We start from the raw sequence: 25,735 nt of genomic DNA on the forward strand, positions 1-25,735 counted from the left end.
CAAATCCCCAGCACAAACCACAAAAAGCGCTCACATATAACCCAGTACTTTGACTACCAAGGCTTCATTTGTCCTCGACAGCTTGCCCTGGGCACTTTCCTTCCCCAATTTAAAGGAGGTCCGAATCCTCCGGCTCTTGTATTCGCTCGATAGTGGCTCCAAGGGATCGAAGGTTCTCTACGAAATTGGGGTAGCCGCGATCAATGTGAAAGACATCGTGGATGGTCGACGTCTCGTCCGCACACAACGCGGAAAGCACGAGGCCGGCGCCAGCGCGAATATCCGAGCTCCACACATCTGTCGAAGACAGACGCTCCTGCCCACGAATGAGCACGTGGTGTCCATCAACTTGGGCGTCGGCACCTAGTCGGAGCATCTCGTCAACAAAGCGGAAACGCGATTCGAAGACGTTTTCCGTAATGATGGACGTGCCCTCCGCGATCGCGGAAAGTCCAATTGCTATGGGCTGCAGGTCCGTCGGGAAGCCTGGAAAAGGAAGCGTTTGAAAATCTACCGACGTAGGGCGGCGGCGCATACGCACCCGAAAGCCGTTGTCATAGGCGTCGATTTGCGCCCCAGCTGATTTCAGCTTCTCCAGTGGAAGGTGCAGGTGGCGTGGTGCAATTCCACCAACGGTAATGTCTCCTCGGGTCATAGCCGCGGCAAACGCCCACGTTCCGGCGACGATTCGATCCCCTATAACCTCATGTTCGGTGGGATAGAGCTTTTCAACCCCACGGATAGACAACCGAGATGTTCCTTCGCCCTCGATGTCAGCGCCCATAGATTTGAGCATCATGCAGAGATCGACAATCTCCGGCTCCCGCGCAGCATTGTGGAGGATAGTCACACCCTCCGCCATCACGGCCGCGGTGAGGATGTTTTCTGTTGCCCCCACCGAAGGGAAATCCAACTTAATTTCGGCGCCGTGTAGGTTTTCCGCGTCCGCTACTACTGCACCGTGCTCGATATAGGTGCGCGCACCTAGCTTCTCGAGTCCGGACTGGTGCATATCGAGCGGACGGGATCCGATCGCATCACCGCCTGGGAGAGCAATCTCAGCGTGCCCGCAGCGCGCGGTGAGTGGACCGAGAACGCAAACCGATGCACGAAATTGACGAACGGCATCGAAGTCAGCGTTAGAACGAAGCTCAGCCGGGGTGGTGATCGTGACCCGAGCTCCCTCGAGATCGATTTCGCAGCCGAGACCTTCGAGAACTTTCTTCATCAGTGGTACATCAAGAATTTCAGGACAATTATGCAGCGTAGTCGTACCCTCGGCGAGTAGAGCCGCAGCCATGAGCTTGAGGACGCTGTTCTTAGCGCCGTCGACTTTTACGGCGCCCTCAAGCCGGGCACCTCCGGAGACAATAAATTGGTCTTTCACGCCTCCATAACTTACCGGTTATCAGGGAAGCGCGCCGATACGACGGGCCGCGTTAACCGCTTCGTAACGTGTATGGGCACCGAGTTTGCGCATAACAGAACGCAAATAAGACTTGACTGTCTCCGCTCCAATGCCCATTTCCTCCGCCGCCTCGACATTAGTATGTCCCAGCGCAACGCAGGAAAGTACGTCAAGCTCACGAGCGGAGAGCTTGGTTGATTGCTTCACGCGCACGGGCGAAACCATCTGGTCGCACAGGGTTTCGAGTTCCTTGCGCAGCGGCTCATCCTCGACGCGATTAGCCAGCATCCGCAACTTGGAATGCGTAGAACGAACTTGCTCCCACTCCGCGCCATTCATGACGTGCCCGCGACTCGCCCCGCCTTTCGAGCCGTCGGCACGCCTAAACGCGGAGTTGACCGCCAGGTCCTGCTCAAGGCACCGCGCGGTCATAGTCACCTCTTCAATAACCTTGTCACCTAGACGAACTGGGGAGTGGACACCAACGTAGAGCACGCCGCGAATCTCACGCTGCACCGTAACTGGTACCGCCACGATGGAATGCAGTCCTTCATCTTGGATGGCTCGATCGTTTTCGTGGGAGATGGTCGTTGCCCTGACATAATCAGAAACTCCGACCGCACGGCGGGTGCTCACTACGCGGCCTCCTACCCCGACGCCGGTATCAATAACCAAATTTTGCAAAGCCGGTGTGCGCAACCCCACCCATTGCGAAATCTGCAGGCGGTTATCCGGCAGCAGGGCCGCGTACATGGTAACGGGGATTCCCGTCGCATTCTTCAAGGAAGACAGTGCGGCGCGTACAGCTTCATCATCGTCTTTAAGTCGATGCGGCTCCATGAGAGATTCTCCTAGTCGGGGGTAACCATCTAGGTGTACCCGTTACCGCCGCGTCTAACGGGGGTAAAAGTCCACCTTTTGCCTACTATAACGGGGGGTTGGGGGTAATTCTAAATCGTAGTCACAGGTTTATCTAATCTGAACCCAACAAACAATGTCCGAATAGACAGTCTAGAATCGATATACAACTTAGTCTACTCGCGTGGTGTAGGCTGTTGTGCAGTTCCGTATTTCACTTCTCAAGGAGAACGCATAGTGGCTGTATATAACAACATTCTTGAAACCATCGGCGGCACGCCCCTGGTTCGCCTAAATCGCCTTACCGAAGGCAAAAAAGCAGAAGTTCTGGTCAAGGTCGAGTCTTTCAACCCAGCCAATTCTGTGAAAGATCGCATTGGCAAGGCAATTGTCGATGCTGCAGTTGCTGCCGGCGAACTAAAGCCTGGCGGAACCATTGTCGAGGCTACTTCCGGCAACACAGGAATTGCGCTGGCACTGGCCGGTGCCACCCTAGGGTATAAGGTTATTTTGACCATGCCGGAAACGATGTCCAACGAGCGCAAGGTTCTTTTGCGCGCCTATGGCGCTGAGATTATCCTCACGCCAGGGGCTGCGGGGATGCAAGGTGCTGTGGACAAGGCAAATGAGATTCTGGCTCAAACCCCTAACTCGATCTTGGCCAGCCAGTTCGCCAACGAAGCTAATCCCAAAATTCACGAAGAAACCACCGGCCCCGAAATTTGGGCAGACGCCGACGGAAAGGTCGATGCATTCGTCGCTGGCGTGGGCACCGGCGGCACTGTCACAGGGGTGGGTCGCTTCTTGAAGTCCAAGAACCCAGACCTTCACCTCGTTGCCGTTGAGCCTGCGGACTCCCCGGTCCTGTCCGAAGGGCACGCTGGACCCCACAAGATTCAAGGCATTGGCGCCAACTTCGTTCCTGACGTTCTGGATCGCGAACTTCTTGACGAAGTTCTTACCGTGACCAACGAAGATGCAATTGAAACCTCTCGGAAACTGGCCAAGGAAGAGGGACTACTGGTGGGTATCTCTGCCGGCGCTAACGTCTTCGCTGCACTCAAACTCGCAGATCGTCCCGAGTTTGCGGGGAAGACAATCGTCACCGTCGGGTGCGATTTCGGAGAGCGCTACGTATCAACGGTCCTTTTCGAGGACATTCGTGAGGGCTAGACCTCCAGCAACTCCGCACTTAGACTTTTGCTTAAAGTCTGAATAAAAGCGCCCGCCATTCTTGGCGGGCGCTTTTCCCGTCACACTAGGATGTAGTCCATGAACATTATCAAGATGATCCGTGAGGATCTCGCGAATGCTCGTGAGCACGACCCCGCTGCCCGGGGAGACGTCGAGAACGCGGTTGTCTACTCCGGGCTCCATGCCATTTGGTCACATCGCGTCGCTCACTGGCTATGGATGAAAAGTCTCCGTGGCCCCGCGCGCATCTTGGCTCAACTAAGCCGTTTTTTTACCGGAATTGAAATCCACCCTGGGGCCACCATCGGCCGCAGGTTTTTCATCGACCACGGGATGGGAATCGTCATCGGTGAGACCACGCACATCGGAGAAGGGGTTATGCTCTATCACGGCGTCACCCTCGGCGGGCAGGTCCTTACGCAGACTAAGCGTCACCCCACCATCGAGGACAACGTGACCATCGGCGCTGGGGCCAAGGTTCTCGGGCCCATCGTCATTGGAGAAGGCTCGGCTGTCGGAGCCAACGCTGTCGTCACCAAGGACGTGCCGGCCAACCACATCGCCATCGGGATTCCTGCCAAGAACCGGCCTCGCGGCAAGGACGAAAAGATAAAGCTCGTCGACCCCGACTACTACATCTAACCCCGGGCAGAGACGAAAACGCGGAGCCCACCCAGATTCTGTGAGGGCTCCCCTTTCGCCTGCACTAGGCTCGGGCACAGTGCTAAAGGAGGTCTTGATACTCCTCGTGCTTGTCAATGAAGTGGCTAACCGCCGAGCAGCTGGGAATCACCTTTTTATCTGCTTGGCGTGACTCATCGAGCACTGCTGTGATGAGTGTGCTTGAGAGGCCGTTCCCACGAAATTTCTCATCGATGACCGTGTGATGGAAGTCCCGCTTTGAGCCCCTGTCGAAGTACTCGGCGCGACCCGCCTCCTCACCGTCAACCGCAATAACGAAGCGGGACTTTTCTGGCTGGTGCTCAATCGTAGTATTCATAGCTCCAACCCTAGCCAAGTACTAGATGATGAGTGCTTAACTCTCATCGCCATCAGCTACTTGCGCCTTATTCGCTTCTGCAGCTTTCCTGGCCTTGGCCCGCTCTACCCAGAAATCGGCGTTCTTAATGCCAATCTTCTCTGGGTCGAACTGCGGGTCGAGGCCCTGCTTCTTCTGCGCGGTGTAATCCTTGAGCGCTTTCAGTGCTGGAACTTGCAAGAACAAGATAGCCACCACGTTGAGCCAAGCGGTAGTACCGACTCCAATATCACCTAGGGCCCACGCGGCACCCGGAGTGGTCACCGCACCGTAGAGGACGGAAACAACAATGAGAACTCGCAGCAACCAAATCAACGCTCGGCGCGCAGTCTGGCTCTTAATCCAGCGGTTGAAGTAGGCCAAGTTAGTCTCGGCCAAGTAGTAATAGGCCAGGCTGGTGGTGAAGGCGAAGAAAGCAATAGCGATGGCCACGAAGGATGGGCCAAAGCCACTGAAAGTGGAGTTCATGCCCTCTTGAACGTAACCCGGGCCAACCGCCACACCGTCAGGAATAGCGCCGGCGTAGCGAACGGGCCCGTCTTCGCTCTCATTCTCAAAGACCTTATACATATCGGTGGAGATGATGATGAAGGCTGTGGCCGAACACACAAACAAGGTATCCACATAAACCGCGAACGCCTGAACAAAGCCTTGCTTGGCCGGGTGTGAAACTTCCGCGGCCGCTGCGGCCTGTGGCCCAGTGCCCTGTCCCGCTTCGTTCGAGTAGATACCGCGTTTAACGCCCCACATGATAGCCAAACCCAGCATCCCGGAGAACCCTGCCTCAAGGTTGAACGCTGACTTGAAGATAAGTCCGAACACCTCTGGGATCTGCGAGAAGTTTATGAACAAGATGATAAGGGCGATGATGATGTACGCCACCGCCATAAACGGTACGACCAAGGAAGCAAAATTAGCGATGCGCTTGATGCCGCCGATGATGATGATAGCGAGCATGACAGCAAGCACTACGCCCGTCCATCCCACGGAGACGCCCCAAGCGTTTTCCACCGCCGCGGCTACGCCGTTGGACTGGATTCCCGGCAGGAAGTAACTGGTAGCCAATATCATCGCAATTGCAAAAACTATGGCGTAAACCAGCATAAAGGGCGCTGCTTTGGTGTGCTTCAGAGACTTCTCGATGTAAAAGGCAGGACCACCACGGTATTCACCGGTGTCTCGGTCCTGTTCCTTGTAAATCTGGCCCAAAGTACACTCAATAAATGAAGTAGCCGAGCCAAGAAATGCCATCGCCCACATCCAGAACACGGCACCCGGACCGCCAAAGGCAATTGCAGTGGCAACGCCAGCGATATTGCCGATGCCGACGCGGCCAGCCAACGAGATCATCAGCGACTCGAAGGAAGATACCCCGTGTTCGGACTTTTTCCCTTTAGAGATCTGGGACAGCATGTCCGGTATGCACCGCACCTGTAAGCCACGAGTAACCACCGTAAAATACAAGCCTGCACCCAAACACAAGAATACGAGTGCAGGCGACCAAATAATATTGTTGAGCGCCGTCAAGAAATCAGCCATTGGAGTCACACTTCCTTTAAGAAACAATCTCTCCTCTGCTGAGATTGACTTAATAGAACTCTGCCCTAAAACTCCCCCGCTGTAGTGCGTATCACAAATCATTTATGGGAAATTATCGATACGCAACAGGAATTACAGGCGCATACTGGAGCGATAGACTCTCAATAAGTATCGACTTTTCTATCGTCCTATCGTTTTAAAGATGAACTTGCACCCCCTTGTGGGGGCAGTTACGCGATAGCGTTGCCGAGTGCGGCTTTATAGCTTTTTGGGTACATGTGGAGTTTCGTACCGCTCTAACTCTTCTCGGGGCGGGCTAATGCTCAGAAGGGGATGTGTCGATTTTCCTGGGTCGAGCATTCGTTATAGGGTCTCTTTTCACTTATCCAGGCTGATTAGCGGCCGCGGCCGCTGAAATACCAGGCCTGACGCTACGAAATGGTAAGGCCTTTTCAAGGATGGTTAGATGAGTAGAAATCATCCCTCATGGAGTGCCCCTGGCTTTGTTCCATCTGAGTAGATGGGAAAATTTAGGATATGGCCAAATAGTTTGATCAGGATGCGAGGGAACGCGTCGTCCGCTTGGTAGAAGATCACATTCTGGCGGAAAATCTTTCCACGCAGGAGGCGTGCAAGATTGTGGCACCGAAATTGGGGTTTCGTGACACCCGGCTCGGCAGTAGATCCAGCAAGCTCGTCGCGGCGGAAATGTCCCGAGCGAATCCACGGAGACTTTGCTGGGCACAACACCAGGCTGCGCCGTGAAAATTCAGGAGCTTCGATTCACCAACGAACTGCTGAAAGCTGCCTCGGCTTTTTCGCGTCAGAACCAGGCTTCAAAAGTCGGAAATGATCCGGATCATCGATGAACACCGGAATCGTTTCACCGTCGAGTTCATTTTTACGACGTTGAAGATTAACGTAAAGGCGACTTCATCAATTCGCGGGGATACCATCGGTCCAAAGCCCGGGGACCGTGTTCCCGCCGTCTTCGTGACGCCGCACCTGTGGAACACATTGGCGTGGTTCACGCCGAAACTACTGTGTCTATTGAGTCCGGAAAATGTGACATTTTCTCCGACGTGAAGGAATCAATAGCGGTCGTGAACAGACTACTCGGTTGATGCGTCTGGTTGAACTGTCCGGCACAGGCAAAGGTAAAGCTCTTATCACCACTGGCAAGACCAAAGGCCAGATCTTCGCCCTGACTTGGTAAATCGTGATTTCAAGTCGCCATGAACCAACGGGTTGTGGGTGGCGGATATAGCTTATGGACGGACTGGGGAAGGGGTTGTCTGCACCGCTTTTTATCACGGCCGTGTTCCCCCGCAGGATCGTCGAGTGGGCTTTGCCGAACTCGGTGTGTACTGGGGCTTTGCCTTTACCGGCACTCAACCAGGCAATTGTGTGCGTCGCGGAAAACACAGTTGCGATTCACCACTCGGATCACGGTTCGCGAGTCACGTCAGCATTGTCCACAACGAGCGTCTTGCCGAGCATGGTATCGCTGCTTCAACCGGGACTGTTGGTGCCTCTTATGACAATGCCCTGGCAGGAAACGTGAACGGTGGCACTGCCTACACACGCAACTGCCAGACGACCTGTAGAAATCGCCAGGCAGCAAAACTGGGGCAAGGACGGACTCGCCAAAGCAACAATCCTCGCCATCCAAGAAAAACAAGCCACCGACGGCCATGATGACGGCCGACCAGCAACCCTCGCCAACGCCATAGACACCGCCTAAAACCATAATATGGGAATCAGAAAAGGCACAATGCGCAAGCCCCCGCCAACACAAAATGACCGCTACTACGACACACCACAAAACAACACCTTTTGAGCATTGGTCTCCCTAGGCCCTGCGACACCAAAGAAGCCCCCTCCAAGAGGAGGGGGCTTACATTGTGGCCAGAGCCAGGATCGAACTGGCGACCCCACACTTTTCAGGCGTGTGCTCTACCGACTGAGCTATCTGGCCAGAAGCCAGTAAACTGGCTTCAGCGACCCTGACGGGACTTGAACCCGCGACCTCCGCCGTGACAGGGCGGCGCGCTAACCAACTGCGCCACAGGGCCATTTTCAATTATGTTGCACCTCTTTGGGCACGAATAGATACTTTACATAACTCTCTATCCATCTCACAAACGCGCACCTCACCAACCCTTTTTCCGCTTAACCCTGCGAGCTTCGACCACTCCACCCGCCCCCTCGCGTAGGTTGAGCTCCTCCGCCCGTTGCAAAGCCCGCACCATAAACCCTAGAACTTAAAGGCCAACCTCCTGAAGAAATACTAACTGTGTTTATATGCCAGAACAGGCGACCCTGACGGCGTACGGTTCCGTGCCAGCGTTCCGCGCGCACCCCCTGATGCGCCACGGCCTCATACCGATGTTCCCCCCAGCACGCCCCTCTATGCAAAATGAAGCCACACTCGGCAAGCCCAGAATTACCGAGACATACTTCCAACACAATCAGCCTAGAAATCGAAACTTCTCGATAGCATCTCCGAGACACCTATTGAGAAGCGACGCAACGCACCTAGGACGTCGGAAAGTATCAATGCCAAGAACGCGCTGCTCAACGCCAACCGCAAAAAGCCGGTTACCACACGCCAAAAGATTGCCTAGCCCCCGCAAACATCTCAATAACCCAGGTTTCACAGCTACAATGTCCCAGACGTGCTGATTTAACCCATACGGATCACAAAAGCCTCGAGGCACCACATAGGAAAGGCGTCTCGAGGCTAAACATGGCGACCCTGACGGGACTTGAACCCGCGACCTCCGCCGTGACAGGGCGGCGCGCTAACCAACTGCGCCACAGGGCCATATTGAATTAATGGAATCTCTTCCGTACCCCCAACGGGATTCGAACCCGTGCCGCCGCCGTGAAAGGGCGGTGTCCTAGGCCGCTAGACGATGGGGGCCTGTCGCCATTAGGCAACGTCATAGAAATATACTGGAGATATTCCCAACTACAAAATCGCCCACACTGGAAGGCCTAAAACCATGAGTGACCAGCGCGATACATGTGGCTGCCATGAGCCACAAGCACATGGCTATAACGCCAATAGCGAAAACAAGGCGCGGTATCTCGCACGCCTCAAGCGGATCGAAGGACAAGCCCGCGGGGTCCATCGCATGATCGAAGAAGATCAGTACTGCATCGATATCATCACCCAGATTTCCGCCGTGACTTCCGCGCTGGAGAACGTGTCGCTGGCGCTTCTCCACGATCACATCGAGCACTGTGTAGCTGGTGCCGCTGCCGGCAACGGAAATCTCTCCCAAGAGAAGCTCGACGAGGCCATGACCGCCATTCGCAAGCTAGTGAAGAAGTAGGTGGTGCTTTCCACTACCCGCTGCCCTGGCTTCACTGCGCGGGTAGAGTTGCCGCTTAACCTGGCCGCAGCCCCGGTGAGAAATACCGATGATGAAAGGACCCTTCAGTGCCTAAGTCCCATCCCTTTGCACAAGTAGATGTGTTTTCCCAGAGCTTGTACCAGGGAAACCCGCTGGCAGTCATTCTCGAGGCCGAGGATCTCAGCGATTCCGACTTGCAAAAGATCGCGCGCTGGACCAACCTTTCTGAAACCACGTTCCTGCTGCCGCCCACCCAAGAAGGCGCCGATTACCGCGTCCGCATTTTTACCCCGCGCGGCGAACTGCTTTTCGCGGGGCACCCCACCTTGGGCTCGGCTCATGCCTGGCTCGAGCACCACGGCGATTCCCGCGATAAGGAGGTTCTTGTTCAGGAATGCGCTGCCGGCCTCATTAAGATCCGGCGTGGTGAGGGAATTCTTTCCTTCGCCGCGCCCGCCACGCAGCGCAGCGGCGACCTCAACGAGGACTTCCTCGCCACGATTGCCCGCGCGTTTGGCATCGAGCGTCAGGACATCGCGGCTCATCAGTGGGTGGACAATGGCCCGGGGTGGGCCGTCGTCCAGCTCCCCACCGCCCAACAGGTTCTGGATCTGCAGCCGGATCTCTCCCTTATCCCCGATGCCATGGTCGGCGCAATCGGCGCCTATCCGGCGGGCAGCGAATTCGACTTTGAAATGCGCACCTTCGCCCCCCGTGCCGGCGTCGCTGAGGATCCAGTCTGCGGCTCAATGAACGCTTCCGTGGGGCAGTGGCTCATCCGCAGCGGACGCGTCGATGGGGCCTATCGCGTCTCTCAAGGTTCGCTGCTCGGACGCGCGGGAGACATCACCATCACCCCGGATGAGATGGGAACCGTGTGGGTGGGCGGCGCGACGAATACCCTCTTCCGCGGAACGGCGCTGGCGTAGCTTCGCCTCCAGGCTGGCGTGAGACACAGGGCTATCTCTCTATGAAGCACACCACTGCAGCGCGGTCGTGACGTAGAGTTAGCGCCACACCCCTCTACCGAAAGGATTTCTCATGCCCCTCGTCCGTGTCGATGTTCCGGAGTCCACCACAGCCGCCCACAAAGACGCCATTGCAGATGGCATTTACGCGGCGCTCCACAGCGTCTTCGGCGCCCCCAACGGCGATAAGTTCATCATCATCAACTCCCACGACCCGGCAAATCTCTACATTGATCCGCACTACTTCGTGGATAGAAGCGAGCGCGCGATCATCATTCAGATCACCCTCAACGCGGGGCGCAGCGTAGAGCTTAAGAAAGAGTTCTATCGCACCGTGGCCGATGGCTTGCAAGCAGCAATCGGAATCCGCACCGAGGATGTATTCATCAACCTCGTCGAGGTGCCGAAGGAAAACTGGTCCTTCGGCGGGGGAATAGCGCAATACGCCGACTAGCGCGGCTGGCCGCTTAGAGCCGGGGTACTGCTGCGCAGGCGCGCGAGCTTCGCCGCGTTATTATCTTGATACTTATTATCTTGATATTCGGCCTCATTGAGGGCAGCTGATCGGCGCGCTAGTAACCGTGGTGGCCATCCTCGGTGTCTTCCTCGCCTCAAAGCCACCGGCTAGCCACCCCTGTCTCCGAATCCAAGCCTTCTACCGAGGTTTTGGCTCACTCCTGCGCTTCGGGGCTCTGTCCGAGCTCCTTGAGCAGCGCGAGGGCCGCGCCGGAGGGATTGAAATCACTCAAAGCCAAGTAGATCACCCTTTCCGGCCCATCAACGACCGGAACGGTGCCCAGCCCTTCCCCCTTCACGACGGAGGGCGCGAGCATGGCCATGGCCAGGTTCTGCCGGACGAGGTCCAGGATGAGATCCGTGGTCGCCGCCTCATAGGCCACCTCACGCCGCAGGCCCACCCGGCTAAAGGCGAGGTCGCTTTGCTGGCGGCCTGGACTGGCGGCGGGAAAGTCTACAAAATCCTCCCCGACCACGTCCGCTAGGTGCAGGCTGGTGCGTTGCGCTAGATGATGCCCCCGTGCAAAGACCGCGACCAGCTTCTCACGCCTGATCTCCTGGATCGCCACACCGCTGTGCTCGGCTATGGGATTGACCCCCACGGCCACGCCGAGTACGGCGAGATCGAGCGCGCCGTGGGCGATCTCGCGGACGAAATCCGTGCTCCTGCCCACCCGCAGCGTGACATGCAGACGCGGGGGCTTGCGCCGCACGGCTCCCAATGCGGCGGGAAGGTCCACCCCTCTCAGGGTAGGAATAGCCCCCACAGACACGGTGCCACGCAGCTCGCCCGTCGTGGCGATGGCCTCAACCCGCGCCCTAGCCGCGGCCTCTAAGCAGCTCCTAGCCGCAGGAAGGAAGGCTTCCCCCGCAGCGGTGAGCTCCACTCGGCGGCTCGTGCGGGCGAAAAGAGCGACGCCGAGCTCCTTCTCAAGAGCCTTGATCTGATGGCTCAACGCCGATTGCACCACGTAGTTCTCCTGCGCGGCTCGGGTGAAGTTGCGCGTACGCGCCACCCCAGTGGCGTATCTCAGCTGGTTCAGTTCCATGCAATTTCCCCCCGCCCCACCAGATTAATCTCTCATTGCGAACGTTCCTATGACGATAATGTGTTGGGCTCATAGTTCCTGTTAGAAGCATACTGAATACTATGAATCAAGCAACGCGCACCGCGCTCACCGCCCTCGTTCCCGCTGTATGGGAACCACCTACTACGTCAGCACACAATTTCTTCCTCCGGACCATCCCTGGTTCGCTGCCTTAATGCGCCCACTGCCGGCAGGACTCATTGCACTTGCTATTAGCCGCACCCTGCCCCGAGGCGCGTGGTGGTGGAAATCGCTCGTCCTCGGCTCCTCAAACATCGGGTTCTTCCCGCTGCTGTTCATCGCCGCCGGCGCACTGCCGGGCGGGGTGGCGGCCACCCTCGGGGCTGGTCAGCTCGTCTTTGTCGCGATCCTCGCCTTCTTTGTCTTAGGAGAGAAAACCTCCAGATGGCGCGCGGCGTGGACGGTGCTGAGAATTCTCGGCGTAGCGATGGTTGTCCTCGGCCCCGCGGCAGCGTTTAGCGCCACAGGGATCGCAGCAGGAATCGCCATGGCCGCCTCCATGTCGTCCGGAGTGGTGCTGACAAAGCGGTGGGGAATACCCGCAGGCGTCTCCCCTGTAGCCCTCGCCGGCTGGCAGCTCACGGCAGGCGGGTTGGCGCTGCTTGTTCCCGCGCTGCTTATCGAAGGCGCACCCTCCCACATCGATGCCCCCGCCCTCGGAGGCTATCTGTGGCTCGGGGTGGTGGGCACGCTTGTTGCCTACTCTGTGTGGTTCAACAATCTGCAATATCTCCCCGTTACAGCCACCGCGCTCCTGGGGGTTATCTCCCCGCTTGTCGCCGCGCTCGTCGGGGTCGTGCTCAATGGTGAATCCCTCAACGAGATCCAGGTGTCTGGCTTTATCCTCGCGCTGCTCGCCATGGTCGCCGGCCAGCTTAGCCCTCAGCCGCTCACTTCCCGCCGTCGCGCACAGCAGCAAGTCTCGGATCACAAAAGTCTCGAGACATCACATAGGAACGATGTCTCGAGACTTCACATTGGTGGGCCCTGTGGGGATCGAACCCACGACCTGCGGATTAAAAGTCCGTAGCTCTACCAACTGAGCTAAAGGCCCAACTCGCTACATTCTAGCGAGACTCTTCGCGCTAGAGAAATTGGGGTCCACTTAGCGCGGGAGCCCCAGTTTGGCGCAGCGGCGTAGCCTTTAAAACGGAGCGCCCGAGGGTCCTTATACCGCACTATTTCTAGCCTATAGTCCTGCACTTGCTTCAGTTTCAAGGCTGTGTGGCTTTCTTCATAGGGTGGGAACCCTCCCGTGGTACACTTCGACTACTTAAGTAAGTGACCGCGAGCCATGAGTAGCCTAGGTTTTCCTTCTTGGTGCGCGGTCGTCGTACTGCACGTGAAGGAAGTGTCCACATGGACCTAGACCTCGTTGATATATCTCGGTGGCAATTCGGAATCACCACTGTTTACCACTACATTTTTGTGCCCTTGACCATGGGGCTTGCACCCATGGTGGCCATCATGCAGACCATCTGGCACCGCACCGGCAATCCCGAGTGGTTCCGGGCGACCAAGTTCTTTGGAAACCTCTTTTTGGTCAACTTCGCCATGGGCGTGGTCACCGGAATTGTCCAGGAGTTCCAATTCGGCATGAACTGGTCCGAGTATTCGCGCTTCGTGGGAGACGTATTCGGGGCGCCGCTGGCCTTCGAGGGCCTGGCCGCCTTCTTCTTCGAGTCCATCTTCTTGGGCGTATGGATATTCGGCTGGGACCGGGTTCCCAAGTGGGCTCACTTGGGCGCGATCTGGACGGTGGCGGTGGCGGTTAATATCTCCGCCTACTTCATCATCGTGGCCAATTCTTTCATGCAGCACCCAGTTGGCGCGGAGTTCGACCCAGACCGCGGGCGCGCCACCTTGGTGGATTTGTGGGACTTGCTCAGCAATCCCACCGCCTTGCAGGCCTTCCCGCACGCCATGGCCGGCGGCTGGATCTTGGCTGGCACGCTCGTTGCAGGGATCTCTGGCTGGTGGATGATCCGTACTAAGCGCGCGGGCGATGAACACGGCCACGCCGCGGGGATCTGGCGCAGCCTCACCCGCTTTGGCTCGTGGATAATCCTCCTCGGCACGGCGGCGATAACGATAACTGGTGACGCTCTGGCCAAGCTGATGTTTATCCAGCAGCCCATGAAGATGGCCTCGGCGGAGGCTCTGTGCCACACCGAAATGGACCCTAGTTTTTCGATATTGGCCTTCTCCCGTTTGAATAACTGCGAGACCGCCCAGCACCTTATTGACGTGCCCTACGTGCTTTCCTTCCTGGCCAAGGGCAGGTTCAGCGGCGTGGAGCTGCGCGGGGTCACCGAGATGCAGCAATACTATGAATCGCTCTACGGGCCGGGCAATTACATGCCCAACCTCTTTGTCACCTACTGGTCTTTCCGCCTGATGATTGGTTTCCTCATCGTCCCGTGCATCTTGGCGCTCATAGCCTTGTGGACCACCCGCAAGGGCCGGGTTCCCACCGCTCGGTGGATGGGAATCGGGGCACTGCTTGCCCTGCCAGCACCGTGGCTATCCAACTTCGCAGGCTGGATCTTCACTGAGATGGGTCGCCAGCCGTGGATCGTCGCTCCCAATCCGGAGTTTCAGGAAGGAAACTTCCCCGGAGGCGAGGAAAAGCTGCACCTTATCGTAGACTTAGGGGTCTCCGACCACCCGGAATGGGTGGTCTGGACAAGCCTTCTGACCTTTACCGCCCTCTATGGCGTGCTTGCCGTGGTGTGGTTCTGGCTGATGCAGCGCTACGCCCGGGCCGGCCTGGATCAGCCGGGCCTGCGCGATGGCGAGGAGAAAGACTTGGCCGCCGCGCTGTATGGCCCAGGAGAGGACAGCGAGCTCGCCCCGCTGAGTTTCTCCTCGGCACAGGAATCTTGCCCCGGCGGCGCGGATGCGTCACTTACGGAAAATAACAACCACCCGGAGGAGAAGTAATGGATCTCAATACCTTGTGGTTTATAGCCATCGCGATATTCTTCACCATCTACTTTGTCTTGGAGGGCTTCGACTTCGGCGTCGGCATGTCCTTGCCTTTTCTCGGCGGCAAGAACGCCACTGAGGCAGATGCGCGCCGCGGCGCGGCAGTGGAATCTATCGGCCCCTTGTGGGACGGCAACGAGGTCTGGCTCATTGTGGCCGGCGGCAGTATTTTTGCCGCCTTCCCCGAGTGGTACGCCACACTCTTCTCAGGCTTCTACCTGCCACTTCTGCTCATCCTCGTGGCGCTCATCGTGCGCGGGGTCAGCCTGGAGTGGCGGCACAAGGTGGATACGCTGGCCTGGCGGAGGCGCTGCGACGCCGGCATCGTCTTCGGTTCCGTTCTCCCGGCACTGCTGTGGGGCGTGGCCATGACCAATATCGTCGGCGGAGTCGCCTTTTCTTCCTTTGCTCATGTCTCCGCAGCCACCGAGGGCTTCATCGGTTTGCTCAACCCGCGGGGCCTGCTGGGCGGCATCGCCTTTGTCCTGATCTTCTTCCTGCACGGGCTCCTCTTCCTCGGGCTCAAGTGCGCCGACCCCGTCCGTCAACGCGCGCATGACATCGCCCGGGCTGGTCTCGCCCCCCTTGCCGTCCTCGTGGGCGCAATCTACCTGGTGTGGATGCAGCTTTCGCTGGGCAAAGGCTGGACCTGGATCGCCCTGGTCGCCGTCGTACTCGCCCTCGCCGTGGCTTTGTTTGCACTGTGGAAGAACAACGACGCCTTGGCCTTCTATGGCACCGCAGCAGCGCTCATCGGGGTCGGGGCGCTCTTATTCGGTTCTCTGTTCCCGGCGCTGCTTCCGGCGACCAATGAGATAGCCGGACTAGACATCTACAACGCGGCCGCCAGCCCCTATACGCTCAAGATCATGAGCTGGGCCTCCCTGTTCTTGGCGCCCTGCGTGCTCGTGGGCCAAGGCTGGTCCTACTGGCAGTTCCGCAAGCGCGTCACCGTTTCCCACTAGCTTAGAAGCCCGCAAGGACACTCCTATGGCCGCACCCGTTGATCCCGCCCTCCTGCGCCTCGTTCCGCCTGTGCGCAGGCTTATCGTGCGCACGGGGGCATTCCAGGCCCTGTCCACGGTGTTAGTCATGGCGCGCGGAGTCCTCATCGGCACGGTCGCCGCCACCGTCATCACGCGCACGGCGCTGGCGGACACTCCCCCAGATTCAGTCTCGTGGTTGGGCGATTCCCGGATAATGGTTCTGCTCCTTATCCTGTGCGCGGTGGTTCTCGCCCACGCCTGCGTGGCTGGGGTGGCTAGGCGGGAGCAGTCACGTGCGGTAGGCGCGAGCGTCGACAAGCTGCGTGAGGCCACACTCACGGCGCTTGGCCACCGCGATCCCCGCGAGGTCGAGGAGGAGGCGGGGCGTTGGCGCCACGTGCTTAGCCGTGGCATGGAGGACTTCCGCCCCTACCTTTCGCAGTTTCTGCCTGCCCTTATCGCCGCCTGCATTTCCACCCCGGCGGCGCTGGCAACGATTGCCTACTTTGACTGGGTATCCGCAGTCTTTGCGCTGGTTACACTGCCGCTTATCCCGGTGTTCATGATCCTCATCGGCACGCTGACCGCACAACATACCCGCCGCCGCCTCGAAGTGACGGCCGGCCTGGGCCAGCAGCTGGCGGATCTCGTGGGCGGGGCACCCACCCTGCGCGCGCTGCGCCGGACCGAGCAGCCCCAAGCAAACGTGTCCCTTCTCGGGGAAAGGCATACCGCGGCGACTTTAGGAGTGCTGCGCCTGGCCTTCCTTTCCTCCTTCGCGCTCGAGTTCATCGCCACCCTTTCGGTAGCGTTGGTTGCGGTGAGCATCGGGCTGCGCCTGGTGGCAGGCAATATCGAGCTTCTGCCCGCGCTCGTGGTCCTCATCATCGTGCCCGAGGTTTTCAACCCCGTGCGCACGGTGGGCAGCAGCTACCATGCCGCCGCAGATGGCATGGAATCGGCCCAGGCGGCCCTGCACCTCATCGCACAACCTCAGCAGATGCGTGGCGGCTACCGCGAGCTCACGTCAGGTGGCGGGATAAGCGTGCGGGGCCTGAGTATCTCGGGGCGCGACGGAATCCGGCCCTCAAACCTGAACCTGCAGGCTCTGCCGGGAGAGCTGGTGGTGCTCGCCGGCCCTAATGGCGCCGGCAAGTCCAGCGTTCTCCTCGCCCTCCTTGGCCAGCTTCCCGACGCCGCCGTTGAAGGCAGCCTCGCCCTTCCCGCGGACATCTCCTATCTACCTCCCACCCCTTCCTTGTTGCCCGGCACCGTAGAAAACAACCTTGAGCTCTGGGGGGCTCAGCCCGCGCGCATCGCTGCCGCTTCCAGGCAGATTCCACTGGACGTTCCCCTGGAACGGGAGGTCTCTGCCACCGGCGCCGGGCTCTCTGCTGGCCAGCGGGAACGAGTAGGCATCGTCCGCGCCTTGGCACGCCCGGCCCGCTGCTTCCTCCTTGACGAACCCACCGCGCATCTCTCGCCCGCGCTTGTCGAAGACGTGCTTCGCGTCGCCCGTTCCCGCGCCGACGAGGGTGCCACGGTGCTCATAGCTAGCCACGACCCGCGCGTCCTGGCAGTGGCTGACCGCGTCTACACGCTGGAAGGAGAAGACAGTGCCCACACTTAAAGAGCCCCGGGCCCAACGCCGTGCTGAGCCCGCCACGGCCTCTCAGCTGCGTTTCCTTCTGGCCACCTGTGGCCTGCGCCCCCTCACGTTGGTGGCGGCCATTCTGCTTAGTTCCTTGGCGCTGATGGCAGCGCTGGCCTTGGCCATGACCTCCGGCTGGTTAATTACCCGAGCATGGCAGGCTCCGCCCGTCCTCGAGCTCTCCGTGGCGGTGACCAGCGTGCGCGCCCTCGGCATCTCGCGCGCCGTCTTCCGCTACGCTGACCGTCTCTATGCGCACCGCGTAGCTCTAAACGCCACCACGAGGTTGCGTGCCGCCATCTTCAGCGCGCTCATCACCCGCCAAGTCGACCTCGGGACCCGCGGGCGCGCCCACGTGCGCCTTGTCGACGATGCCGATAAAACCACCAACCTCATCGTGCGCACCCTCATCCCCTGCGGCGTGGCCGCGCTGATGAGCCTGGTGGCGCTCGTGTGCGCCGCAGCATTATCGTGGCCGGCGGCAGTAGTCATGGCGGCCGCATTCGCCGTCACCGGCGTTGCGGTCCCCCTCCTCGTGGCCAGAGCCAGCCGGAGCTCCCAGGCGGCCGCCACTAGTAATGCCTTCACCGAAGCCCTCGACTCCACCCTGCACAACCGGGTAGAGTTCGCCGCCGCTGGGCGCGACGAGCTCCTGCGCGCCGCCGCAGACTCCGCCTCCCGGCGCGATACCGCTGCTCGCATCAGTGCTGATATTCCGCTGGCAGTGGCAGATGCTTTAGCAACAGCCGCCAGCGGCGCTGCCGCGGTGGGCGTCTTGGCCTGCGCGGTAGCCTTCTACGACGGCAACCCAATGTGGATGGGCACGCTCGTGCTCCTCGCACTCTCAGCTTTCGAGGCCCACGCCACGCTGCCGCAGGCCGCGCAGACCTGGCAGGAAGCCACCGGCTCCATCCACTCCTTGGCTGCCGTACTTGCGGCCCCTGCGCGCCCCCAACCGCAGCAGACGCCGACCGATGAGGTGCGTGCACGCGGGCTGCAGACCGAGTTCGGTGATGAAGAATGGGACTTTGACGCCCTGCCTGGCCAGCGAGTTGTCATAAGGGGAAGGTCCGGGGCTGGGAAGACAATGCTGCTCGAAACCATAGCGGGCATGCGCGAACCCGTCTCCGGTACGGTGACGCGCCCGGCTTCCTGCGTACTATCTGCGGAGGATGCCTGGGTGTTTTCTACCAGCGTGCGCGAGAATCTTCGCGTCGGTGCCCCCTCGGCCTCCGAAGCGCTCATGCGCGAAACGCTCGATGCCGTGGGCTTCGAGCTCGGGCTAGACACGCTGCTTGCCGACGGCGCCGAGTCACTGTCCAGCGGCCAACGCCGCCGACTGTTGTTGGCCCGTGCCTTGTGCACGGATGCCCAGGTGCTGCTGCTCGACGAGCCAACAGAGCATATAGCGGCGGAGGACTCCGCCCGCTTGCTCACGATGCTCCTAAAACAGCGATTGCCCGGGGCCTTGGCTTCACGCACGGTCATCGTGGTGACGCACTCCCCCGGACCGGTGGGCATCGAGGTCTTCCCCCGGCCCACCGAGGATGCCGCGTCCTAGCCGCGCATATCGCCCTTCTCGGCGAAGTTGATCTGGAAGTCGAAGGCGGTCTTCAGATCGTGCGGGGTGTGGATGAACTTGTTCTTCTTCGCGCGCTCGTAGTACTCCTGCAGCAGCGGACGGTACTCCGGATGCGCCACGGCGATGACCTTCTCCGCGCGCTCACGCGGAGCAAGGCCACGCAGGTCTGCCACGCCATACTCCGTGATGATGGCCATGGTGTCGTGCTCGGTGTGATCCGTGTGGGAGACGAAGGGCACGATGGCCGAGATGGCGCCGTCCTTGGCCACCGAGGGCGAGACGAAGGTGGTGATGTAGCCGTTGCGGGTGAAGTCACCCGAGCCACCCGTTCCGTTCATGATGCGGGAGCCGCCCACGTTGGTGGAGTTGATGTTGCCGTAAATATCGGCCTCAATCATGCCGTTGGAGGCAATCAGGCCGAGTCGGCGAATGACCTCCGGATGGTTGGACACCTGCTGCGGACGCAGGATGATGTGCTTGCGGTAACGCTCCGCTTCCGCGTTCATCTTGTCCGCGTACTCAGGAGACAGCGCAAAGGAGGTGGCGGAGGCGATGGTCATCTTGCCCGCATCGATCAAGTCGAGCATGCCGTCCTGGATGACCTCGGTGTAGGCCTGGATGTTTTCAAACTTGGACTCCAGAAGGCCTGCCATCACGGCGTTGGGAACGTTACCCACGCCGGACTGCATGATGAAGCGATCATAGGCCAGACGGCCTGCCTGAACCTCGCCGTCCAAGAATGAAAGGAAGTTGGCCGCGATCTTCTCCGAGACCTCATCTGGCTCCTTGAAAGGCGCGTTGCGGTCAGGCGCGTTGGTTTCGACGATGGCAACGACCTTCTCCTTCGGCAGCTCAATGAAGGTGGTGCCAATGCGATCATCGACCTGGGTGATGGGGATGGGCAGGCGGTGCGGCAGCTTCTCGATGCGGTAGATGTCATGCATGCCCTCGAGGTTCTCGGACTGCCAGTAGTTTACTTCCAAGATGATCTTGTCTGCGGCGTCGATGTACTCAAGATTATTGCCCACGGCCGAGGAAGGAACGATGTTTCCATCCTCCATGACGCGCACAACCTCAATGATGGCCACCTGGAAGTCACCGTAGAAGCCCTCCTCGACCTGCTGGCCGGAGTGGGAAAGGTGGATGTCCTGGTAGAGGAGGTCGCCCGAGTTGACCTTGTTACGCAGGGTCGGGTCAGAGTTATAGGGCGAACGGAAACGCAGGGCATCTGCCTCAGCTAGGACACCGTCGCAGTCCGGCGCGGTAGAAGCACCAGAGAAGAGATCGATGGCGAATTCTTCGCCGGCGGCGTGAGCGGCCTTGGCCTTCTCCGCGATAGCGGTCGGAAGCGCCTTGGGGTAGCCAGCCCCAGTAAACCCAGAAATACCAACACGGTCGCCGTGATTAACATACTTCGCGGCTTCTTCTGCAGAGACTACGAGCTCCTTGAACGGCGCGTATGCGATCCTATCGGACAAAGCAAATCCTCCTAGTTCTTGGGCTAAGACCTCGGTTACGTCAGCCCCTAATAAGTTACGTAGACCACACTAGCGAAGTTGCGTCGAAAATTCTCCAAACTTTGCAAAGATTTCTTTAATGGGTGGAGTTGCCCTTTCACCAGCCCAAAGAGCACAATTGGGGGCGTGAATCTGGTTATCGGCAATATTGCACTCAAATCTCCCGTTGTACTCGCCCCCATGGCGGGTGTAACCAACGTGGCTTTCCGTACTCTTTGCCGCGAGCAGGAAGTGGCTCGCACGGGCACAGTCTCCGGACTCTACGTGTGCGAGATGGTTACAGCACGCGCCCTAGTAGAGCGCAATGAGAAGACTCTCCACATGACCACTTTCGGCCCCGAGGAGAGCCCGCGCTCCTTGCAGCTCTATACGGTCGACCCCGAATACACCTACAAGGCCGCGAAGATGATCGTCGACGACAACCTCGCCGACCACATCGACATGAACTTCGGCTGCCCAGTACCCAAGGTCACCCGCCGCGGCGGCGGCTCCGCTCTGCCCTATAAGCGCCGGCTCTTTGGCAATATCGTCGCCGCCGCGGTCAAGGCCACTGAGGGCACAGGCATCCCCGTCACCGTCAAGATGCGCGTCGGGATCGACGATGAGCACCATACTCACCTCGACGCCGGGCACATCGCCGTCGAGGAGGGTGCCGCAGCCGTAGCACTCCACGGCCGTACCGCCGCCCAACGCTATTCCGGGCAGGCGGATTGGAACGAGATCGCCCGCCTCAAAGAGCACCTCACCGATACCGGCATCCCCGTGCTGGGAAACGGCGACATTTTCAAAGCTTCCGACGCCCGCGCCATGATGGATCAAACTGGCTGCGACGGCGTCGTCGTCGGGCGCGGCTGCCTGGGACGCCCCTGGCTTTTTGCTGAGCTCTCTGCACACCTACGCGGCGAGGAGATCCCGGCAGAGCCCACCTTGGGCGAAGTCACCTCCATTATGATCCGCCACGCACAGCTCCTGGCTCAGCACGACGGAGAGGACCACGCCAGCCGCGATATTCGCAAGTACGTGGGCTGGTACCTGCGGGGATTCCCCGTGGGCGGCCAGGTCCGCGCGGGGCTGGCCAAGGTCAACTCCGTGCGCAACCTCGAGGAGCTTCTAGCCCCCTGGGCTGATTCCACAGCGCGCGCCGTGGACTCCGACGGCGCCCGCGGACGTCAGGGATCTTCTGCTAAAGTCGTACTACCCGCGGGTTGGCTCGATGATCCAGAGGACGCAACTGTGCCCGAAGGCGCAGAAATCATGCACTCCGGGGGTTAAATCCTCGCGCCCACCGCGCATATAGTGCGGTGATGTTCTACTATGTCGAGTTATGCGGACCGCTTATCGTGAACACTTGGACAACTTCTCCCACGACCTCATCATCATGGGCGAGACAGTAAAAAAGATCATGTCCAACGCCTCCGATGCCCTGATCAACAGGTCCCTTGACCCTGCCGAAGAGGCCATCTCACTCAACGAGGAATTGGACGAGGTGCGCTCCCGTTGTGAGGAGCGCGCCGTGCTGTTGCTTGCCCTAGAAAACCCCATGGCCAAGGATTTACGCCAGGTGGTTTCTTCGATATACATCGTCGAGGACTTTTACCGGATGGGTCAGCTCAGCCGCCACATCGCCAAAGCGGCGCGGCGCCGGCACCCAGACCCGGTCATCCCCAAGGAGTACACCGGCATCTTCGAAGAGATGGTGCGCCTTGTTCTCGAAATGAGTGACACCATTCAGGAGATCCTCATCAATCCGGACCCGGATCTGGCACTCGCCCTGTCCACCGATGATGACGCTGTGGACGATCTCAACGCCCACGTCCTCAACACGCTTACCCAGCGGGAGTGGAAGGGCACGGTGCGTGAGGCTGTCGAAACCGCGCAGATTACCCGCTACTACGAGCGCTACGCCGACCACTGCGTTCAGGTAGCCGGGCGCATGATCTACCTCGTCACCGGCTTGGTGCCTGATAAGTACCAGGAGAAGCTCAAGCAAGAAGCCCGTGACGCCGAGTTTGATCAGCGAATGGCTGACCTAGAAAAGCAGTTCCGCTCCTAAAAGCACTATCTGCCATTAAGCATCTGCCGCTGCCGTTTCAGGCAGGGACTGCTTCCAAACCGCAAAGCAAAGGGGCCCGGCTCGTTTCACACGAGCCGGGCCCCTTTGCTTTAGGTTCGAGACCTCTCTCCACTTATCCGAAGCGGCCTGAGATGTAGTCTTCGGTTTCTTTCTTGGACGGATTCTCGAAGATCTTTGTCGTCTCATCAAACTCCACCAAGTGGCCCGGCTTGCCCGTGGCCTCTAGGGAGAAGAAACCAGTCTTATCGGACACGCGCGCAGCCTGCTGCATGTTGTGAGTCACGATGACGATGGTGAAGTTCTCCTTGAGCTCGTGGATAAGGTCCTCCACGGCGAGGGTGGAGATCGGGTCCAGCGCCGAGCAGGGCTCGTCCATGAGCAGGACCTCAGGCTCAACAGCGATCGCGCGAGCGATGCACAGACGCTGCTGCTGACCACCGGAGAGTCCGCCGCCTGGCTTATCAAGACGATCTTTGACCTCGTCCCAGAGGTTGGCGCCGCGCAAGGACTTCTCAGCGACCTCTTTCAGCTTCTTCTTGTTCTTCTCACCCGACAGGCGCAGGCCAGCAACCACGTTGTCCTCGATGGACATCGTGGGGAAGGGGTTGGCCTTCTGAAATACCATGCCGATGGTGTTGCGCACGGATACGGGGTCAATGCGCGGGCCGTAGATATTCTTGCCATCAAGCAGAATCTCGCCCGACACGGTAGCACCGGGGATGACCTCGTGCATGCGGTTGAGGGTACGCAGAACAGTGGACTTACCGCAGCCCGAGGGGCCGATAAAGGCGGTAACGGCCTGGGCCGGGATTTGCATGTTGACGTCTTGCACGGCGTGGAAATCACCGTAGAAGATGTTCACGTCATTGAGCGCGAGCTTGGACATGTGTTGAAACTCCTATGAGCGAGGTGGTGGCTGTGATTACTTCTTGACGGAGAACTTCGCGGAAATGAATCGCGCTGCAATGTTGAGGATGGCGATGATAAGAACCAGCGTGAAGGCGGCGCCCCACAACTTAGCCAAGACGGCGTCTTGAGCGCCGGCCTTGTACATATCCAGCATCATGAGAGGAAGCGAAGACTGTGGCCCCTTCATAGGGTCCCAGTTGATGGAGGAGGAGGAACCGACCAAGACCAGTACGGGAGCGGACTCCCCCATCACGCGGGCGACAGAGAGCATGATGCCGGTGACGATTCCGGAGAGAGCGGTGGGGAGAACGATCTTGGCGATGGTCTTCCACTTGGGCACACCCAGCGCATAGGAGGCCTCGCGCAGGTCCATGGGAACCACGCGCAGCATTTCCTCGGTATTGCGCACGACAATAGGAATCATAAGGAGCACCAGGGAAAGGGCCACGGCCATACCGGAGCGGTCAAAGCCGAAGAGGGTAATCCACATGGCGAAGATGAACAGCGCCGCCACGATGGAGGGCACGCCGGAGAGGATATCCACCATGAAGGTGGTTACTCTGCCCAGGAGTCCGCCCTTGGAGTACTCGACGAGGTAAATCGCGGTGAATACGGCGATTGGCACCGAGATGACGGTGGCGATGAGGGTCTGCACGAAAGTACCAACAATAGCGTGAGCGGCACCGCCGCCGGCCTCACTGTTGATCACGCCACGCTGGGAGAGCATCCACCAGTCAGCGTTGAGCACGGTTCCGGCGCCACGGGAGAAGAGCTCCCAGAGAACCCATACCAGCGGCACCATGGCCAGAATCATGGTTCCCCAGACAATGGCGGTGGCGATGTTATTGGTTGCCTTGCGCGATGCGGAGATATCGAGGAAGGTGGGGCCCGACTTCATGGGGGCCGCAGAATCAGTTGCGATAGTCATTTTTCACCCTGTCCTTATTTGTTCTTCACGATAGAGCGGGCAAGGGCGTTGACCAGGAAGGTCAGCAGGAAGAGCATGAGGCCGGCCGCGATGTAGGCACCGGCACGCATCTCGTTGCCGAACTCTGCCGCCGCCAAAGCGATGGCCGTGGCGAAGGTGGTACCGCCGTCAAAGAGAGAGAAGCGGAAGTCGATGAGAGGCGAGACAACCATGTAGAGAGCCATGGTCTCTCCCAGTGCGCGACCCAAGCCGAGCATGGAACCGGCGACGTAGCCGGACATGCCGAAGGGAAGCACCGTCATGCGAATGACTTCCCAGCGCGTGGCACCCAGTGCCAAAGCCGATTCGACCTGACCCGGAGGCGTCTGCACGAAGACTTCGCGCGCAGTGGCCGCGATGATGGGAAGAATCATGACTGCGAGAACGATGCCACCGGTGAAGATGTTGCGACCAGTAGCGAAGGAGGGGGAGTTCTCATAAACGTGGAAGAGGAAGAACCCTCCTGCCCACGACTCCAACCAGGTGTAGAACCCGGAGAGCGCTGGGCCAAGAACCTGCCAGCCCCAGAGACCGTAGACGATGGAAGGAACCGCGGCGAGCATATCAACCAAGAATCCCAGCGACTTGACAGCACGCGCGGGCGCGTAGTTGGAAAGGAAGATGGCGATACCCAAGGCAACCGGCATCGCAATGATGAGTGCGAAGACGGAAATCAGCACCGTCGTGGCGAACAAAGTGGGAATGCCGAACTTCATTGCCTCGACGTCGGAGGTTTCCCAGCGCTGTCCGTAGGTGAAGAATCCGAGTAGTCCACCTTCATTGACCGCGAGCGCAGGAACCGCGCGCCAGATGAGGAAGGCTGCGATAGCAGCGACCATGATGGTGATGAGAGTGGCCGAAGCGGTGGATAGGATTTCAAAGATGCGATCGCCTGGGCGCTTAACCCCCGAGCGCGCGGGCTCGGTAGCAATCTGCGGTCCGCCGGTACCTAAAGCAGGCTGCGAAGCTGGGATAGCTTCCTGCTCGACGCCCGACGCCGCGGTGAGATTGTTGTCTGCCATGAGACTACGGAATCCTTTTCAACGGTGACTTAGTAACAGGTTTTCT

General features: G+C 59.2%; 20 protein-coding genes, 5 tRNA genes and 3 pseudogenes. 14 read left to right on the forward strand and 14 right to left on the reverse strand.

Features of this window, described 5'->3' with window-relative positions:
• Window positions 1–109: 109 nt before the first annotated feature.
• Both murA and ramA read right to left on the reverse strand, forming a co-directional pair.
• Complete coding sequence (gene murA / locus B2696_RS01650; RefSeq protein ID WP_075730481.1) at window positions 110–1,387, reverse strand: UDP-N-acetylglucosamine 1-carboxyvinyltransferase; 1,278 nt, start codon at window positions 1,385–1,387, stop codon at window positions 110–112.
• Between the two features lie 21 nt (window positions 1,388–1,408).
• Window positions 1,409–2,248, reverse strand: a complete 840-nt coding sequence (gene ramA / locus B2696_RS01655) for an acetate metabolism transcriptional regulator RamA (protein ID WP_286953641.1) — start codon at window positions 2,246–2,248, stop codon at window positions 1,409–1,411.
• A 255-nt stretch (window positions 2,249–2,503) separates the two neighbouring features.
• Between ramA and cysK the strand changes: the two genes are divergently transcribed.
• Together cysK and epsC are read left to right on the forward strand one after the other, a co-directional pair.
• Entirely contained in the window at window positions 2,504–3,439 is a 936-nt protein-coding gene (gene cysK / locus B2696_RS01660) for a cysteine synthase A (protein ID WP_286953643.1), read from the forward strand.
• Window positions 3,440–3,538: 99 nt separating this feature from the next.
• Complete coding sequence (epsC, locus tag B2696_RS01665) at window positions 3,539–4,102, forward strand: serine O-acetyltransferase EpsC (RefSeq protein WP_286953645.1); 564 nt, start codon at window positions 3,539–3,541, stop codon at window positions 4,100–4,102.
• A gap of 82 nt (window positions 4,103–4,184) precedes the next feature.
• Here the strand turns inward: epsC and B2696_RS01670 are convergent, their stop codons facing one another.
• Window positions 4,185–4,460, reverse strand: coding sequence for a GNAT family N-acetyltransferase (locus B2696_RS01670; RefSeq protein ID WP_286953648.1), 276 nt, complete (start codon window positions 4,458–4,460; stop codon window positions 4,185–4,187).
• 36 nt (window positions 4,461–4,496) lie between these two features.
• Complete coding sequence (locus B2696_RS01675) at window positions 4,497–6,038, reverse strand: alanine/glycine:cation symporter family protein (RefSeq protein ID WP_286953650.1); 1,542 nt, start codon at window positions 6,036–6,038, stop codon at window positions 4,497–4,499.
• 503 nt (window positions 6,039–6,541) lie between these two features.
• On the opposite strand from B2696_RS01675, the pseudogene B2696_RS11515 reads away from it, so the two are divergent.
• A pseudogene (locus B2696_RS11515) lies at window positions 6,542–6,721 on the forward strand (hypothetical protein).
• An 885-nt stretch (window positions 6,722–7,606) separates the two neighbouring features.
• Window positions 7,607–7,782 (forward strand): annotated as a pseudogene (locus tag B2696_RS01680) (IS256 family transposase); the annotation flags it as partial.
• A 161-nt stretch (window positions 7,783–7,943) separates the two neighbouring features.
• Here B2696_RS01680 and B2696_RS01685 read toward each other — a convergent pair.
• From B2696_RS01685 to B2696_RS01700, 4 genes are all read right to left on the reverse strand, one after another.
• Window positions 7,944–8,016, reverse strand: a tRNA-Phe gene (locus B2696_RS01685).
• 23 nt (window positions 8,017–8,039) lie between these two features.
• A tRNA-Asp gene (locus B2696_RS01690) sits at window positions 8,040–8,113 on the reverse strand.
• A 675-nt stretch (window positions 8,114–8,788) separates the two neighbouring features.
• A tRNA-Asp gene (locus tag B2696_RS01695) sits at window positions 8,789–8,865 on the reverse strand.
• Between the two features lie 26 nt (window positions 8,866–8,891).
• Window positions 8,892–8,964: transfer RNA gene (locus B2696_RS01700), tRNA-Glu, on the reverse strand.
• Window positions 8,965–9,046: 82 nt separating this feature from the next.
• Here B2696_RS01700 and B2696_RS01705 point away from each other — a divergent pair.
• From B2696_RS01705 to B2696_RS01715, 3 genes are all read left to right on the forward strand, one after another.
• Window positions 9,047–9,379, forward strand: a complete 333-nt coding sequence (locus tag B2696_RS01705) for a metal-sensitive transcriptional regulator (RefSeq protein WP_075730487.1) — start codon at window positions 9,047–9,049, stop codon at window positions 9,377–9,379.
• A 107-nt stretch (window positions 9,380–9,486) separates the two neighbouring features.
• A complete protein-coding gene (locus B2696_RS01710; protein WP_276621622.1) occupies window positions 9,487–10,329 on the forward strand; it encodes a PhzF family phenazine biosynthesis protein in 843 nt (280 codons plus the stop codon).
• Between the two features lie 112 nt (window positions 10,330–10,441).
• Window positions 10,442–10,822 (forward strand): tautomerase family protein, encoded by a 381-nt coding sequence (locus B2696_RS01715; protein WP_075730489.1) that lies wholly within the window; start codon window positions 10,442–10,444, stop codon window positions 10,820–10,822.
• Window positions 10,823–11,039: 217 nt separating this feature from the next.
• Here the strand turns inward: B2696_RS01715 and B2696_RS01720 are convergent, their stop codons facing one another.
• Window positions 11,040–11,933: a LysR family transcriptional regulator gene (locus tag B2696_RS01720; RefSeq protein WP_286953655.1), complete on the reverse strand. Its 894-nt coding sequence runs from the start codon at window positions 11,931–11,933 to the stop codon at window positions 11,040–11,042.
• Between the two features lie 148 nt (window positions 11,934–12,081).
• Between B2696_RS01720 and B2696_RS11455 the strand changes: the two are divergent.
• Window positions 12,082–12,795: pseudogene (locus B2696_RS11455) on the forward strand (EamA family transporter); the annotation flags it as partial.
• Window positions 12,796–12,971: 176 nt separating this feature from the next.
• On the opposite strand, the gene B2696_RS01730 reads toward B2696_RS11455, so the two are convergent.
• Window positions 12,972–13,047: transfer RNA gene (locus B2696_RS01730), tRNA-Lys, on the reverse strand.
• A gap of 305 nt (window positions 13,048–13,352) precedes the next feature.
• Between B2696_RS01730 and B2696_RS01735 the strand changes: the two genes are divergently transcribed.
• The 4 genes from B2696_RS01735 to cydC are packed head-to-tail and all read left to right on the forward strand — an operon-like array spanning window position 13,353 to window position 19,179.
• On the forward strand, window positions 13,353–14,936 hold the full coding sequence (locus tag B2696_RS01735; RefSeq protein ID WP_286953656.1) for a cytochrome ubiquinol oxidase subunit I: 1,584 nt from the start codon (window positions 13,353–13,355) through the stop codon (window positions 14,934–14,936).
• Complete coding sequence (cydB, locus tag B2696_RS01740) at window positions 14,936–15,946, forward strand: cytochrome d ubiquinol oxidase subunit II (protein ID WP_286953658.1); 1,011 nt, start codon at window positions 14,936–14,938, stop codon at window positions 15,944–15,946. Before B2696_RS01735 ends, cydB begins: the two co-directional genes overlap by 1 nt.
• 25 nt (window positions 15,947–15,971) lie before the next feature.
• A complete protein-coding gene (locus B2696_RS01745) occupies window positions 15,972–17,597 on the forward strand; it encodes an ABC transporter ATP-binding protein/permease (protein ID WP_286953659.1) in 1,626 nt (541 codons plus the stop codon).
• On the forward strand, window positions 17,584–19,179 hold the full coding sequence (cydC, locus tag B2696_RS01750) for a thiol reductant ABC exporter subunit CydC (RefSeq protein WP_084559200.1): 1,596 nt from the start codon (window positions 17,584–17,586) through the stop codon (window positions 19,177–19,179). Before B2696_RS01745 ends, cydC begins: the two co-directional genes overlap by 14 nt.
• On the opposite strand, the gene B2696_RS01755 is transcribed toward cydC, so the two are convergent.
• The gene (locus B2696_RS01755; protein WP_286953661.1) at window positions 19,176–20,678 is read right to left on the reverse strand and encodes a succinate CoA transferase; all 1,503 of its coding nucleotides are present in this window, start codon (window positions 20,676–20,678) and stop codon (window positions 19,176–19,178) included. The genes cydC and B2696_RS01755 overlap by 4 nt on opposite strands.
• Before the next feature lie 165 nt (window positions 20,679–20,843).
• Here B2696_RS01755 and dusB point away from each other — a divergent pair, with 165 nt between their 5' ends.
• Together dusB and phoU are read left to right on the forward strand one after the other, a co-directional pair.
• Window positions 20,844–21,989, forward strand: a complete 1,146-nt coding sequence (dusB, locus tag B2696_RS01760) for a tRNA dihydrouridine synthase DusB (protein ID WP_075730494.1) — start codon at window positions 20,844–20,846, stop codon at window positions 21,987–21,989.
• Between the two features lie 52 nt (window positions 21,990–22,041).
• Window positions 22,042–22,770, forward strand: coding sequence for a phosphate signaling complex protein PhoU (gene phoU, locus B2696_RS01765; RefSeq protein ID WP_276622589.1), 729 nt, complete (start codon window positions 22,042–22,044; stop codon window positions 22,768–22,770).
• A gap of 133 nt (window positions 22,771–22,903) precedes the next feature.
• Here the strand turns inward: phoU and pstB are convergent, their stop codons facing one another.
• From pstB to pstC, 3 genes are read right to left on the reverse strand one after another with little or no spacing between them, the layout of a single operon-like run.
• The gene (gene pstB, locus B2696_RS01770) at window positions 22,904–23,677 is read right to left on the reverse strand and encodes a phosphate ABC transporter ATP-binding protein PstB (protein ID WP_075730496.1); all 774 of its coding nucleotides are present in this window, start codon (window positions 23,675–23,677) and stop codon (window positions 22,904–22,906) included.
• A gap of 36 nt (window positions 23,678–23,713) precedes the next feature.
• Window positions 23,714–24,628 carry a phosphate ABC transporter permease PstA gene (gene pstA / locus B2696_RS01775; RefSeq protein ID WP_075730497.1) on the reverse strand — a complete coding sequence of 305 codons (915 nt, stop codon included), beginning with the start codon at window positions 24,626–24,628 and terminating at the stop codon, window positions 23,714–23,716.
• 14 nt (window positions 24,629–24,642) lie between these two features.
• Window positions 24,643–25,689, reverse strand: coding sequence for a phosphate ABC transporter permease subunit PstC (pstC, locus tag B2696_RS01780; RefSeq protein ID WP_286953666.1), 1,047 nt, complete (start codon window positions 25,687–25,689; stop codon window positions 24,643–24,645).
• Window positions 25,690–25,735 lie beyond the last annotated feature (46 nt).

This window comes from Corynebacterium sp. UBA4397, assembly GCF_002390965.1.
GTDB lineage: Bacteria > Actinomycetota > Actinomycetes > Mycobacteriales > Mycobacteriaceae > Corynebacterium > Corynebacterium flavescens.